12 protein-coding genes are annotated in these 14,437 nt (G+C 65.7%); 9 read left to right on the forward strand and 3 right to left on the reverse strand.

What is annotated here, in order from left to right:
• The first annotated feature begins 52 nt into the window (after positions 1-52).
• Positions 53-1,996, forward strand: a complete 1,944-nt coding sequence (locus BLU88_RS03400) for a penicillin-binding transpeptidase domain-containing protein (protein ID WP_092010003.1) — start codon at positions 53-55, stop codon at positions 1,994-1,996.
• A 94-nt stretch (positions 1,997-2,090) separates the two neighbouring features.
• On the opposite strand, the gene BLU88_RS03405 is transcribed toward BLU88_RS03400, so the two are convergent.
• On the reverse strand, positions 2,091-3,692 hold the full coding sequence (locus BLU88_RS03405; RefSeq protein ID WP_092010005.1) for a succinic semialdehyde dehydrogenase: 1,602 nt from the start codon (positions 3,690-3,692) through the stop codon (positions 2,091-2,093).
• A 49-nt stretch (positions 3,693-3,741) separates the two neighbouring features.
• Between BLU88_RS03405 and BLU88_RS03410 the strand changes: the two genes are divergently transcribed.
• On the forward strand, positions 3,742-4,941 hold the full coding sequence (locus BLU88_RS03410; protein ID WP_092010009.1) for an amino acid deaminase/aldolase: 1,200 nt from the start codon (positions 3,742-3,744) through the stop codon (positions 4,939-4,941).
• Entirely contained in the window at positions 4,938-6,326 is a 1,389-nt protein-coding gene (locus BLU88_RS03415; RefSeq protein WP_231939568.1) for a D-arabinono-1,4-lactone oxidase, read from the forward strand. Before BLU88_RS03410 ends, BLU88_RS03415 begins: the two co-directional genes overlap by 4 nt.
• Positions 6,327-6,381: 55 nt before the next feature.
• Here BLU88_RS03415 and BLU88_RS03420 read toward each other — a convergent pair whose 3' ends face one another.
• On the reverse strand, positions 6,382-7,272 hold the full coding sequence (locus tag BLU88_RS03420) for an alpha/beta hydrolase family protein (protein WP_092010011.1): 891 nt from the start codon (positions 7,270-7,272) through the stop codon (positions 6,382-6,384).
• Between the two features lie 212 nt (positions 7,273-7,484).
• Here BLU88_RS03420 and BLU88_RS03425 point away from each other — a divergent pair, with 212 nt between their 5' ends.
• Both BLU88_RS03425 and BLU88_RS03430 read left to right on the forward strand, forming a co-directional pair.
• Positions 7,485-8,855: an MFS transporter gene (locus BLU88_RS03425; RefSeq protein WP_092010013.1), complete on the forward strand. Its 1,371-nt coding sequence runs from the start codon at positions 7,485-7,487 to the stop codon at positions 8,853-8,855.
• A gap of 154 nt (positions 8,856-9,009) precedes the next feature.
• Entirely contained in the window at positions 9,010-9,813 is an 804-nt protein-coding gene (locus BLU88_RS03430) for a hypothetical protein (RefSeq protein WP_092010015.1), read from the forward strand.
• Positions 9,814-9,976: 163 nt separating this feature from the next.
• Here BLU88_RS03430 and purB read toward each other — a convergent pair whose 3' ends face one another.
• On the reverse strand, positions 9,977-11,410 hold the full coding sequence (gene purB, locus BLU88_RS03435) for an adenylosuccinate lyase (RefSeq protein ID WP_092010017.1): 1,434 nt from the start codon (positions 11,408-11,410) through the stop codon (positions 9,977-9,979).
• Between purB and BLU88_RS18070 the strand changes: the two genes are divergently transcribed.
• The 4 genes from BLU88_RS18070 to BLU88_RS03450 all read left to right on the forward strand — a co-directional run bounded on the left by BLU88_RS18070 (position 11,409) and on the right by BLU88_RS03450 (position 14,240).
• Positions 11,409-11,573: a hypothetical protein gene (locus BLU88_RS18070; protein WP_157688953.1), complete on the forward strand. Its 165-nt coding sequence runs from the start codon at positions 11,409-11,411 to the stop codon at positions 11,571-11,573. The two genes, purB and BLU88_RS18070, sit on opposite strands and share 2 nt — an antisense overlap.
• A 107-nt stretch (positions 11,574-11,680) precedes the next feature.
• Positions 11,681-11,926, forward strand: coding sequence for a hypothetical protein (locus tag BLU88_RS03440; RefSeq protein WP_092010019.1), 246 nt, complete (start codon positions 11,681-11,683; stop codon positions 11,924-11,926).
• Positions 11,923-12,726: a hypothetical protein gene (locus BLU88_RS03445; protein WP_092010021.1), complete on the forward strand. Its 804-nt coding sequence runs from the start codon at positions 11,923-11,925 to the stop codon at positions 12,724-12,726. The genes BLU88_RS03440 and BLU88_RS03445 overlap by 4 nt, the downstream gene beginning before the upstream one ends.
• Positions 12,723-14,240 carry a hypothetical protein gene (locus tag BLU88_RS03450; RefSeq protein WP_092010023.1) on the forward strand — a complete coding sequence of 506 codons (1,518 nt, stop codon included), beginning with the start codon at positions 12,723-12,725 and terminating at the stop codon, positions 14,238-14,240. Before BLU88_RS03445 ends, BLU88_RS03450 begins: the two co-directional genes overlap by 4 nt.
• Positions 14,241-14,437: the final 197 nt, after the last annotated feature.

Consider the following 14,437-nt stretch of genomic DNA (forward strand, 5'->3'; position numbering starts at 1 on the left):
CCCTCGCCGCACGGCAATGGACATTGCGGAACCCTCGGTAGAGGATGGTTCCATGTCTAAGAAATCCCGGGTCTGGCTGGCCGTCTCACTCGTCCTCGTGCTGCTCGCCGGAGCCGGAGTCTTCGCTCTCTTCCGGCTGCCGATGACGAAATCATCCGCCGCCGAGGCAGCCGCCCACGACCTCGCCGAAGAGCAGCTGAGCTCGGACATCTGGCACGAGAAGGACCTCGCCCAGGGCCTGTTCGACCGGGTCACTAAGTCGTTGCGCAAGAGAGTCGACCTGCGGTCGGTCACCGTCGACGACATCACCGAGGCCGACGGTCGGACCGTGGCCACACTCGACTGGACCTGGGCGAACAACGACGGTGAGTCCTGGGAATACAGTTCACAGCTGCCCCTGGAGAAGAACGGACTCTTCTGGTGGGCGGACCTCTCGGAGAAGGCCATCCACCCGAAGCTCGGCGAGGGCGGCAGCTTCGCACTGCGCGCGAATCCGGGTGGACGTGGGAAGATCCTCGGCGCCGATGACGAAGTGCTCATGGAAGAGGGGAAGGTCATCGATATCGGCATCCATCCGAACCGCCTGGAACCCGACACCATCAGCAGACTCGTCAAGGGGCTCAACGACGGAGTCGACTCCCTCGGCCTCGACGCCGATGACCTCGAGAAGTCCGTCGATGGCGCCGAAGGCAACCAGCTCGTGCCCGTCGTGACCCTGCGCGAAGACGACTACAAAGAGGTCAAGAGCGCCATCCACGATCTGCCGGGAGTCCTCTTCACCGAGGACACCCAGACCCTGACCCGGTCCCGCGGGTTCGCTCAGGCCACGCTCGGTTCGGCCGGGCCCGCCAGCGCCGATGACATCAAGAAGTCCAAGGGCAAGGTCATCGCCGGTGACGTCGTCGGCCGCACAGGACTGCAGAAGACCTTCAACTCCCGCCTCGCAGGACCCGGCAGCGTCGAAGTCTTCGCCAAAGGCGATTCGACCGATGACAAGGGCGGAAAGACGAAGCTGACCAGCCTGTACGCATTCGAATCGAAGGACGGCGAAGACCTCGAGACCACCCTCGACGTCGACATCCAGACCGCCGCGGACAAGGCGGCTGCGACTGCGAAGAAACCCGCCGCCGTCGTCGCGATCCGCCCCAGCGACGGTCACGTGCTCGCCGTGGCCAACCACGACCCGGAAGGAGCGGCCTGGGACCGAGCACTGAGCGGCCAATACGCTCCCGGCTCGGTATTCAAGATCGCCTCGGGGCTGGCCCTCCTCGACTCCGGGGTGAAGCCCGACGATGACATCGACTGCCCGAAGACCGTGAATATCGGCGGCAAGAGCTTCAAGAACGCCGAAGACGAAGTGCTCGGCAACGTCAGCTTCGCCGACGACTTCGCACACTCCTGCAACACCGCATTCGTCTCCTCCGCCGAGAAGGTCACCGGCGATGAGGTCGCCGACGCCGCCGCCCAGCTCGGTATGCTCGGCGACGCCTCGGCCATCGGCGCGAAGATGGCCTCGGTGCCCGCCGACGATGACGAAGTCACGCACGCCGCGCAGATGATCGGTCAGGGCAAGGTGCAGTCGAGCCCGCTGGCCGTGGCGACGATGGCAGCCTCGGTGGAGGCGGGGGAGACGGTCACCCCGCAGCTCATCCTCGGTGATGCCCTCGATGAGGCGAAGGGCGGCGACCAGGGCGCAGACGACGGCAGCGACGGCGACGCCCCGACACTCGACACAGACGCGGCGAAGGAGATCTCAGAGATGATGCGCAAGGTCGTCACCGAGGGGACCGCCACCGACCTGAAAGACGTTCCCGGCGATCCCGTCCACGGCAAGACCGGAACGGCCGAATACGGCGACGAGACCCCTCCACGCACCCATTCGTGGTTCGCCGGATTCCAGGGGGATCTGGCCGTGGCCGTCCTAGTCGAAGACGGCGGATTCGGCGCCGAGGCGGCCGTGCCGGTGGCGCACGAATTCTTCGACAACGTCAACTGACCCCCACCGAGGCTGGGCCACCCAGGCGGCCCAGCCGAGGGCAGCGGCAACCGCAGTTCCCTGCAGTTGCCGCGCCTCGACTTGGACGTGCCCCTTACTTCATGCGCAGGGAGCGCATGGCTGTCAGCGCCCCGGTCATGGCCTTCGCGAACGTCTTCTGATCGAGCGGGCCGGTCGGCGCGATCGGGTGGAGGCGCTGTTCGGCGATCGTGTGGGAGTACATGAACTGATAGAGGCCCTCGGGCCCGTGCCGGTGGCCCAGGCCCGAAGCCTTGACTCCGCCGGCCGGGGCGTCGATGGATCCCCAGGTGGCCGGGTAGACCTCGTTGACATTGACCATGCCGGCTTCGACCTGTCGCGCGATCTCACGCCCATGGGACCTGGAGTACACGGAAGCCGAGAGTCCGTAGTCACTGTCATTGGCAGCAGCGATCGCAGCGGCATCAGACGGCACCGAATAGATGGAGACGATGGGACCGAAGGTCTCCTCGCGATGCAGCTCCGCCGAAGCGGGAACGTCCGTGAGCACTGTCGGCGCGTAGAAGTAGGGGCCGAGATCCGGCAGCGGGTGTCCGCCGGCCAGCACCGTGGCTCCGACGCTGCGTGCCTGTTCGACGTGGTTTGTGATCGTCTCGAGCTGCTTCGGCCCTGCCAGAGTGCCCATGTCCGGTCCGTACTCGAACTCGGCTCCGAGATGGCAGGCCCGGGCCGCCTCGGCGAAACGCGCGCAGAAGTCCTCATACAGGTCGTCGTGGACGTAGATGCGCTCGATCGAGATGCACAGCTGACCGGCGGAGGAGAACGACCCGCGCACGGCGCCTTCGACGGCCTTGTCCAGATCCGCGTCGGCGGCCACGATGAGGGGATTCTTTCCCCCGAGCTCGAGCGCGGCCGGAAGCAGACGCTGTCCCGCCTCGGCGGCGATCGACCGGCCCGCGGCCGTCGAACCGGTGAACGAAATTCCGTCGGCACCGGCCATGAGCGCGGGCCCGACCTCGGAGGACGGGCCGGGCACGAGCTGCCATACCTCGGGAGGCAGACCGGCGGCGATCGCCAGCCGGCGCATGAACACCGAGGTCAGCGTCGTCGTCGAATCGGGTTTGTGGACGACGGCGTTGCCGGCAGTCAGGGCCGCGAACAGGTCGGTTGCGCCCAAGGTCAGCGGGTAGTTCCACGGGGTGATGAACCCGATGACGCCCAGCGGAGTGCGTGTGAGCTCAGTGCGGGTGAGCACGGGGATCGCGCCGCGCCGACGTTCGGGCCGCAGATAACGGGCAGCCATCACCCCGTAGTGGCGCAGCACATTGAAGGTATCGAGGATTTCGTCATAGGCGTGGATACGAGCCTTGCCGGTCTCGTACTGGATGATGTCGAGCAGCAGGTCCTCATTCCGAACCAGTGCGGAATGCAGACGATTCAGCACCTTCGTCCGGTGCTGAATCGACTGGGCGGCCCACGCGCTGCCGGCGATGCGGGCAGTGGAGTAGGCGGCTTCGATATCGGCAGGAGTGTTTCGGGCGAACCGAACGACCTCCTTCCCGGTGAACGGTTCGACGCCGCGCATCACCTCGCCCGAGCCGGAGGCATCGGCGTACGGATCGGTGCCGAGGAAGTCCCGCAGTGCTGCGGTGACATGCACGGATGCGGTCCCGGCAGCGACTGTTTCGGAGGTGTCGGCGGTGGTCTCTGTTGTCATCGGTTTCCTATCCATGTGACGCAGGTCATCGCAGGCTAGACTACCGAATATGGTTTCGAATGGTCTCCGGAGTGCACTGAAGGGCACCGGTGCACCCACCGCCGTCATCGATCTCGACGCCTTCGACGCGAACCTCGACGCCCTGGCCGAGCGCGCTCGCGGACTCCCGATCCGCCTCGCCACGAAATCTCTGCGCGTACCCGCCGCCATCGACCGGGCGCTCGCCCATCCCGCCTATTCGGGTGTGCTCGCCTATTCCGTCCCCGAGGCGCTGTTCCTCCACGACCGCGGCATCCGCGATATCGTCATCGGCTATCCCAGCCTCGACCGGCCCTCCCTGACCCGGATGTTCGACGAGGCGGGAGCGTGTGGGAACGTCACCGTGATGATCGATTCCGTGGAGCATCTCGACGTCATCGAGCAGGTCCGTCGGGGCGTCTCCGAGGCGGGAGCCGCCTCGGTGCGGGTGTGCATCGACGTCGACTCCTCATTCCGCCCGGCCGAAGAATGGTTGGGCGACCGAATCCACATCGGGGCCAGGCGCTCACCGATCCGTGATGCCCGATCAGCAGTCGCGCTCGCCAGGCAGGTTGCGGCGCGGCCCGGTTTCGAGCTCGTCGGGATGATGTTCTACGAAGGGCAGATCGCCGGCACCGCCGACGCGGGACGCTCGGTGCGGCAGACTATCGTGCGAGCCATGCAGAAGGCCTCGATCGCCGAACTCGCCGAACGACGGGCCGCCGTCATCGCCGCAGTCCGTGAGATCGCCGACCTCGAATTCGTCAACGGCGGCGGAACCGGCTCCTTCGAATCCAGTTCCGTCGAAGGCACTCTGACCGAACTCGCCGCCGGATCCGGACTCTTCTCACCAGGGCTCTTCGACGGCTATACGCATTTCCGGCACAAGCCGGCCGCGTACTTCGTGTCTCCCGTCGTGCGCCGGCCCGCTCCCGGTTGGGTGACGGTCTTCAAGGGCGGATTCATCGCCTCCGGAGTCCCCGGTCCCGACCGTCTGCCGACGATCGCATGGCCGCCGGGCCTCGAGTACTCCGGTCTCGAAGGTCCCGGAGAGGTGCAGACTCCGCTGACCGGACCCGGCACGGACTCGCTGCGCATCGGGGACCTCGTGTGGTTCAGGCACGCCAAAGCCGGTGAGTTGGCTGAACATTTCAACGAATTCCAGATCGTGTCCCAGGACCGCATCGGCGATTCCTGGACCACCTATCGAGGAGAGGGGGTCGTCCTGTGAGAGAAGTGCAGACGGGACGCAGCGAACGGAGCGGTCGCGGGGCAGCGAAGGGCAGGCGCGCGTTTCGGAACTGGGGCGGGCACGTCCATGCGCATCCGCACACATTCTCAGGTCCCGCCTCGGCGGAGGAACTATCGGGAATCGTCACGGCAGCCGCAGCGGCGGGGGACCGGCTGCGGGTCGTCGGGGCCGGGCATTCCTTCACTCCCGTTGCCGCCGGTGATGATGTCATGGTCAGCCTCGACGGTCTGTCGGGGATCATCGCCGTCGACGAGGTGCGCAGGCGGGTGCGCTTTGCCGCCGGCACCCGGCTGCGGGACATGCCCGCACTGCTCGAACCCTTCGGCCTGGCCCTGGAGAATCAGGGCGACGTCAACCCGCAGGCTTTGGCCGGTGCGATCTCGACGAGCACGCACGGCACCGGAATCGGGTTCACGGGGTTCGCCGGGACCGTCACCGGGCTGAGCCTGATGGGACCCGACGGGGAGGTTCGGGAACTGTCGGCAGAGGCCGAACCGGAGGTCTTCGACCTGGCGCGGGTCAGCCTCGGCGTCCTCGGTGTCATCACCGAGGTCGAACTCCAGTGTGTGCCGGCGTTCGATCTCATCGCCGAGGAGAAGGTGGCTGGATTCGACGAACTCCTCGACGGGCTGACCGACCGGATGCGCGGGGCCGATCATTTCGAGTTCTACTGGTTTCCGCACACCGATTCGGCGCTGACGAAGACGAACACCCGGGTGGAGCCGGGGCAGGCCGGGCCGGGCCACCTAGCCGAAGCGGGAGTGCGCAATCGGTGGCTCAACCTCCTCGACAAAGAAGTGGTGGAGAACGGGGCGCTGCGATTGGCGGTCGAGCTCGGGGCGAAGGTCCCGGCCGTGGTGCCCGCGATCAATCGCATCGCCCAGTCCGTCGTGGCCGATCGGACGTACCGGGCGCCGGGTTACGACGTGTTCGTCACCCCACGGCGAGTGCGGTTCAACGAGATGGAATACGCCCTGCCCTTCGACTCCGGGCCCGAGGCGATTCGCGAGATCCGCGATGTCATCGAGGCCAAGGGGTGGGCGATCTCCTTCCCTCTCGAGGTCCGTTGTGCCGCTGCCGATGGTGTGCCGCTGTCTACGGCAATGGGGCGGGAGACGATGTACATCGCCGTCCACCGCTTCATCAAGGAGGACTTCGCCGAGTACTTCCGCGTCGTCGAGGAGATCCTGTGCCGGCACGGCGGCCGACCGCACTGGGGCAAGATCCACACACGCACGGCCGCTGAGCTGAATGAGCTCTATCCCCGTTTCGCGGACTTCTGCGACCTGCGGTCTCGTCTGGACCCGGAGGCCATGTTCGGCAACCGCTTCACCGATTCGCTGTTCGGCGTCACTGGTCGCTGAGCGCCGGGCGCCGGGCGGGCAGCGGAGACGCGGGTCTGCTGTCGAGAAGCGGGCCCTAGCGGATGTCGGTGGCTGCTTTCGCTTCGAGCCAGTCGAGGATCTCCGGCCAGGCCGCCTCCGCGATGGATCGGCGCAAGAGGCCATGATGGTCGATGAGCTCGGTGCCGAGCTCCGCAGGAGTGAAGGTGCGGCGGGTCACCGGGGCCAGCCGCAGGCGATCGGTGAGAGCGTCGATGAACGCCTCTGTCGCCCAGGGATCGTCGGAAGTGCCGACGGAGAGTACAGGTGTGCGCAGCCGGGAGGCGCGAGCTTCGGCGTCGAAGCTCGGATCATCGAAGAAGAAGTGGGGACGGCGCAGCCAGTTCGTCCACTCATAGAGGGCGGCCGCGGGGATGTCCTCGCCGAGCCCCACTCGACTGCCGGGCATATATCCCAACAGCCGCGTGACCACCCTGCCGAAGACCCCGAGGCCGACTTCCACTCGGAAGCGTTCGCTGCGGGGTGCGATATCGCGGGCCGCCACCATCGCTGTGGCGATTGTGACGATTCCGCGCAGCCGGCCACCGCCGTATCCCAGGAGCAGGGCGTGCCCGCCGACGCTGTGGCCCAACGCTGTATGCGCAAGATCGGGGAATCTCTCTTCGGCCCAGGTGCCCGCGGCCGCCACATCTTCGGAGATCCAGTCGCGCATGCGGATGTGCCGATGGGTGCGCGCCGCCGCCCGATCGCCCACACCGCGGAAGCCGTAGGTGAGCACGGCGAATCCCCTCGCGGCGGCCGCCTCGGCGAAGGCGAAGTAGAAGCGTTCGGGAGTCGCGGTGGCCGGGTGGATCGTCAGCACCGCGTGTGGTTCGACCGCGGGGAGGAGGAGATGTCCGTCGAGTTCGCTGGAACCGTACCGGCTCTGCACCGGAATGCGCACGTCCTGCTGGAGAAGTGAGTCCATAGCATTCAGGATAATCACCACGGTGCCAGGATTCTACCGGTCGGTAATATAATTCTGGTCGCTGTCGGCACTCTGGTCGCTGTCGTTGCCGCCGGGGTATTCGGCGCCATCATCACTGGGTTCGTCCCCACCCTCCCCGCGTGCCCCTCGGCATCAGCTCACAGCAATCCTCGGCAGCTTTCCATGTCCGAGCGTGCTGGTACGCTCGGGCCATGACCGCGTCGGATCGGAACCATCCCGCATCACCCGCCCAGGCAGCCAGCCGAGAGCGGGAGAGAGGTCGGCGCAGGTCGATGTTCGTCGCGGCCTTCGGCACCGTCGTCGAATGGTACGACTTCTCGATCTTCTTCTACGTCGCCACGACCCTGACCAAGGAGTTCTTCGGCGATCAGACGGATTCGCTGCTGCTCACCCTCGGTGTAGGGGCGGCGGGATTCCTCTTCCGGCCCCTGGGTGCGATGGTCTTCGGCCACCTCGGCGATCGGATCGGGAGGCGATCCACGCTCATCATCTCCGCAGTCCTCATGGCCATTTCCATGCTGGGCATCGCGGTGATCCCGAACTACGACACGATCGGCATCTGGGCGGGCGTCCTCATGGTCGCCCTGCGCTGTCTGTCCGGGTTCTCCGTCGGCGCGGAATACACGGGAATCATGGTCTTCCTCATGGAATCGGCGGGCCCGGGGCGCCGTGGCCTGGCCGCGAGCTGGGCTGCGGCCAACAGTGAGGTCGGCGCGCTTCTGGCGGTGGGATCCGGTGCGCTTCTGGCGAATACGCTCAGCCCCGAGGCGATGGATTCCTGGGGCTGGCGGCTGCTGTTCGTCCTCGGCGCGGTGCTCGCCATCCTCATGGTTCCGCTGCGGTCGATGATGGAGGAGACCGAGACCTTCAAGCGGCTGCAGCAGGCGGAGAAGGAGAAGAAAGACGTCGGTCTCGAACGCTCTCCGCTCATCACTGCGATCCTCGAGCAGCCGCGGGCGATCCTCGTCGCCTTCCTCATCTCCTCGATCGGCTCGGTCAGCTACTTCCTCAACATCACCTACGTGCCCACCTACATCGAGGAAGTGGCGAAGGTTCCGAACTCCGGTTCACTGGCCCTGGGCACCGTGGCGGCCGTCGTCGCGATCATCGTCACCCCGTTCTTCGGCCTCGCCTCGGACAAGTTCGGGCGCAAACCCGCCCTGGCGGCCCTCATGGTCGTCTTCGTCTTCACGACGATTCCCGCCTATGTGCTGCTGTCCAACCAGTCGGCCGGCATCGCGATCGCAGGGTCGGCGTTCCTCGCGATTCCGGCGGCCGGGTGGAGCGCGGTGGCCGCTGCCATGGTGCCCGAGCAGTTCACCGGTACGAGCCGCTTCTCCGGCATGGCGATCGGCTACAACCTCGCCACCGTCCTCTTCGGCGGGCTTTCGCCGCTCATCGCCACGGCACTCATGTCGTCGACGGGAATCACGCTGGCGCCGGCGATCTACGCCACCGTCGTCATCGTCGTCGCCGGAGTCCCGACCCTCATCCTCGCTCGCAGCATGGGCAAGAAGACCCTCGCCGAGGTGGACGCAGACAAGCATCTCGTGCCCGCTTGATGACGTGGCCGAAGTCTGCGGCGGATCGGTGACAGACGTTGCCGTTCTGCCACACGGTGCGCACATCTCGACCGTGCTGAGCTCATAGGTTGGTTTCAGAACACGCATTCGGGCGACCTGTATCCGGGTGTGAGAGATCGATCAAGGAGTCATCATGAAACGCATGAAGCGTGCCACCTTCACCGCTGCGGCTCTGCTCAGCTGCACCCTCGCCTTCTCGGGCTGCTCGCTCATCGGCCAGGCTATTCCGGACCAAGACGGGACTGCCGGCGAACAGGCGAACGCCGACGGACAGGACCAGAGCAACCAGGACCAGGGCGACCAGAACGGTCAGCAGTCGAGCGCCGACCAGAACGGACAGCAGTCGAACGCCGACCAGGACGGTCAGGGCCAGGGCGACCAGAATGGTCAGGACTCGAGTTCCGATCAGTCGGCCCCGAACTCCTCGTCCTCGTCTTCTGACGGGTCGTCCGGTTCGGGCTCGGGAGCGTCGTCAGGCAGCCAGGGCCAGGTCAACATCGGTGAAAGCTTCGAAGACCCGGAGATGCAGGACAAGATCGAGGTGCTCTCGGCAGTGAGGAACTTCGACTCGTCCAAGAAGGCTACGACGATCGAGCTCGGAGGAGAAGTCGTCCTCCTCGAAGTCAAGATCACCCCGGGACAGAAATACAGTGGTCTCATCCAGTCCGGAGCCCTGAAGATCTCCGAGGACGGCGGTTCGGACTTCCGGTACGACCAGACCGACGGCCTCAAAGAAGAGATGAGGGTCGCCGGATTCGAGCCCTTCGAAGACATCAATCGCCGTGACGGCGGAACACATACGGGCTGGCTCGCCTATGTTCCGAATGAGAAGCAGGACACTTACACGATCCGCTACGAACGCGGACCCGGCAAGGTGATGGGAACCGACGAGAAGGTCCCGGAGTACACGAAGACTTTCGACATCCCCAACATCTGATCCTCGAGGCCGACCCGACGAGGACTGCAGCTGCGGCCGGCGAGGGCTGAGATTGTGACCAATGAGGTCTGCGGCCGGGCGGTGTCGGCCGATCAGCGAATGGCGCATCGAGGCCGGTCTCCGAAATCGGAGTCCGGCCTCGATGCGTCGTCAGTGTTTCTGGTCAGCCTTCGCTGAATGCCTTCCAGTCCGAGACCTCGGCTTCGGCGAGCTGGGCCGCGACACCGGTGTAGGTGGCAGGTGTCAGCGCCTTGAGCAGCTCGGCGCGCTCTTCGGGCAGACCGAGACCGTCGACGAATGTCTGCAGATCGGCCTGGTTGATGCGCTTGCCGCGAGTGAGCTCCTTGAGGGTTTCGTACGGGTTGTCCATTCCCGGAACGCCCTGCAGGCCGGCTGCACGCATGACCGACTGGACGGCTTCACCGAGGACCTCCCAGTTGCCGTCGAGGTCGGCGGCCAGAGCATCCTCGTTGATCGCGAGGGCACCGAGGCCCTTGACCAGGTTGTTGAGCGCGAGCACCGAGTGGCCGAAGGCGACACCGATATTGCGCTGCGAAGTCGAGTCGGTGAGGTCGCGTTGCATCCGCGAGGTGACCAGCGTCGAGCCGAGGGAATCGAGCAGCGCACAGGAGAGTTCGAGGTTCGCTTCGGCGTTCTCGAACCGGATCGGATTGACCTTGTGCGGCATCGTCGACGAACCGGTCGCACCGGCGACGGGGATCTGCTTGAAGTAGTTCATCGAGATGTAGGTCCACATATCAGTGGCCAGATTGTGGGCGATCCGGTTGAACCGAGCGACATCGGCGAACAGCTCGGCGTTCCAGTCGTGGGACTCGATCTGCGTGGTCAGAGAATTGAAGCTCAGCCCCAGGCGGTCTTCGACGAAAGTGCGAGCGATCTGCGGCCAATCGGCACCCGGCACGGCAGCCAGGTGAGCCGAATAGGTCCCGGTGGCGCCGTTGATCTTGCCGAGGAACTCGGTGGCGGCGATGCGTTCGTACTGGCGGCGCAGGCGGTGGATGAAGACCGCGAGTTCCTTGCCCATCGTCGTCGGGGTGGCCGGCTGGCCATGGGTGTGGGCGAGCATCGGAACCTCGGCCAGCTCTGCGGCGGATTCGGCGAGAGCGTCGATGAGGGCCTTCGCTCGCGGCAGCCACACCTGTTCGGTGGCACCCTTGATCCCCAGCGCCCAGGAGAGGTTGTTGATGTCTTCGGACGTGCAGCAGAAGTGGACGAGCTCGCCGAGATCCTCGGCGCCGATCTTCACTAAGGCTTCTTTGATTGTGTATTCGACGGCCTTGACGTCGTGGACGGTGACGGCTTCATGGGCGGCCAGCGTGGCGATGGTGTCGGCGTCGAAGTCGGCGGCGAAGGCACGCAGTCCGACGACCTCGTCAGGGGTGAGGGTGCGAACGCCTTCGATCACCGAGTTCTGGGCGAGGTGGATGAACCACTCGATCTCCACCGTGATGCGATTGCGGTTGAGAGCCGCCTCGGAGAGGTGATCGACGAGGTCAGCGGTGTCTTTGCGGTAGCGACCATCAAGCGGTCCGAGAGCGATGGTGGGCGAGATTTCGGCAAGGGAAACAGTCGGCATGCCCTCATTTTCTCATGGGAGGAGAAACGGGGCGGCACCTGTCCGCGGCTACCGGGCGGTAGGTGCGGGAGATGAGTGGGACTCGGGCGTTGCCGCATGTGGATTCGACGGTGACTTCGACATCAGCGCCCTGTGGATGCTCAAGGCTCTTCCCCAGCCCTGAGATCGAGGCTTCCACCCCCGACTCGCGCCCTCCTACGGTCGAATGATTCGGGCACGAATGCCGGGTTCGGGCTCGGATGCCGGACAGACAGGTGGGAGGGCTGAGGCATGATCACGGACGAGTTGGAGCGCAATCGCGAGCAGTGGAGACGGCGTGCGGAGGTGCTGCACTCCTTGGCGCAGAGCTGCCGCCAGATCGACGGCTGGGATTCCCCGGCGGGAAAGCTGCTCGATGACCGGGTGGCCTCGTGCGCGGAATCGATCGACCGGTTGGGTGAACGAGCGGAAAAGCTCGCCGAGGCGTATGACCTCCACCTGCAGGTCGTGTCCGTGGGAGGGCGGATCCAACTGTGAACGCTCGACCCGCCGCCCGCGAGACAGCCGGAATCGACAGTTGGATCGTCGTCGACCTCGACCGGATTATCAAGCTGCCAGAACGGCTGTGTCGACTCTGGCCGCCCGATCTGCTCCCTCGCCGGGTCGAACGGGATTCTCGAGCCGCCTCAGCGAAGGTGGGACGGGCCAGTGCGGCTTCGGAGACTGACAGCGCTGCCTCGGAAACTGCCAGTGCTCCCTCGGAAACGGACAAGGCCGCCCCGGAGCCTCACAGGGCAGCTCCGGAATCGGGCGGAGGCGCGAAACGGGACCTCGATGTGCTCACCGCATGGCTGCGCGGCTTCGCCTCCGAACTCGGCCGGGTGAGCACGCGCATCAGCGTCGTCGTGTCCTCGGGGGTCGAAACCGTTCACCTGGCGCTGTGCCTGGGGCCGGGAGTCGGGCTCGCGATCCTCGCGCTGGAGGGGGAGGGGCTTGAGGACTTCGCGCAGCACCAGCTGCTGCGCCGGATCGAACCCGGGCGGATCGGGCAGGTCGTCGAGGATCTCGCCGAACTCGTCGAACAGGACTGCGTGCTCACGCTCAGCTGGGCGTCCGGAAAGGGCTCCACGGGACTGGAGTTCCTCCGCAGAAAGGGCGGGGCCTGGTTGCGTCCGGTCATCGAGCGGGCCGGCGATTCCGTCACCGTCGATGACGACGTCGCCGCAGGAGACGCAGCTGTGCGAAGACTGCTGAGCGCCGTGCTCACACGGACGCTGACGACAGGGGCCCGAATTGACGGCGACGGGGGTCGGGAAATGAGAGGAGATCCGCGATGATCGATTCGACGACGCGCGGCGGCGGGCGGATCACCGTGGACGAGCGCGCCGATGGCAGCGGAGACGCGTTGCAGGCAGTCATCACCGGCATCGGCGATCTGTCCGTCGAGGCAGCCGTCGGAGACTTCGACCTCGCGACCCTGCTCACCCAGGTTCCGGCCCCCGTGACAGCGCTCAACCTCGACGCCTGCCGGGTCCGATTCCACAGCCAGCTGACCGCCTCGGTGCTCGAGCTCGAGGCCACAATGCTCGCCGTTCGGGCCGCGGCCTTCGCTTACCGTCAGGCGGAGAAAGGCATCAGCGAAGTCTTCGGCGGACTGCTCGACGTTCTCGGCTACGCGACCGGGCGCATCATCGCACTCAGCCTGCCCGTCGTCATTCCCGTCGCGCTCGTCATCGGCGCCCAGGTCATCGTGGTCACGAAGATCCTCGACGTCACCGGACTCGACGATGTCATCACCAAACAGTTCGGCATCGACCTGGGCAAGACGAAGGCGCAAGCGAAGGAAGCGCTGATCACATTCGTGTTCGAGCAATCCGACGTCTCGGGCGCCATCATCGAGCACGTGTTGCCGGGCATCGTCGTCGGGTTCGTGGGACTGCCTCCGTTCGTCCTCAGCGCAGATGGCGACCACGCGTTCTGGCCGCACGACTCGACTTCGATGACGATCTGGGTCCTGGCCGGTGCCAACGCGTTCGGACTGCTGCTGCCCTCCGACGTCGAGGTGCGGAGGGCGAAAGGGCTGACTCCACCGCACAAGGAGCCGCCCCGGGACGTCGAAGATCTCTTCAACCGCGAAGCCAACTGCCACCGCGGAGCCGATTCCGGACAGGTCCGAATCGAGGAGGTCGTCGGACCCGATGGGACGACCCGCTACATCGTCTACGTCCCGGCCACCACCGATTGGTCTCCGAAGTCCGGAGACAACACGACGGACCTGACGACGAACGTGCAGGGAATGGCCGGCAACGACACCGTGATGCGCGAAATGGTGCGCCAGGCAATCGCCGATGCCGGAATCGGACGCGATGCAGAGGTCATGCTCGTCGGATATTCGCAGGGCGGGATCACCGCCGGCTCCCTGGCCGCTGACCCGGCATTCCTCGACGATGTCAACGTCACAGCCCTGATGACTGTCGGTGCTCCGGTCTCCGATTTCGCCATCGACTCGGAAATCGACGTGCTCTCGATCGAACACGAACAGGACCTCGTGCCCGACCTCGACGGCAACGAGAACCCGGCGACGAAGAACTGGTCGACGATCACCGTCGACTACGACCCTGACGAACTGCGCAAGGTCCCCGAGCTCGCGGACAAGTCCGATGCCGAGCTCGATGAGATGTTCGCTTCGGCCGGAGCGGCACACTCCTCCGTCGCCTATGCCGCCTCGATCGGGTTGCTTCTCAGGGCCGGGAATCCCGGCTTCGACCGCTTCACCTCGAAGAACTCGGGATTCTTCAACGGGGATCTCGCCAAGACGCGCGACTACCAGGGCAAGCGCAAACGCCGCTGAACCCGGTCACGCGGAGGGTCACGCGGATACGGCGCTCGCCATCGATACGGAGAGCCACCTCGGTGACGAACGGACGTCACGGAGCCTGCACTCGACCAACCGACGGAGGGCCGCTTCGGTGCTCGGACATGCATTGGTCGGACGATGGAGCATCTCTGCCGTGATCGACAATTGTCCACGGAACGCTTTGGAACTCG

It is taken from the genome of Brevibacterium siliguriense (assembly GCF_900105315.1).
In the GTDB taxonomy this organism is placed as follows: domain Bacteria; phylum Actinomycetota; class Actinomycetes; order Actinomycetales; family Brevibacteriaceae; genus Brevibacterium; species Brevibacterium siliguriense.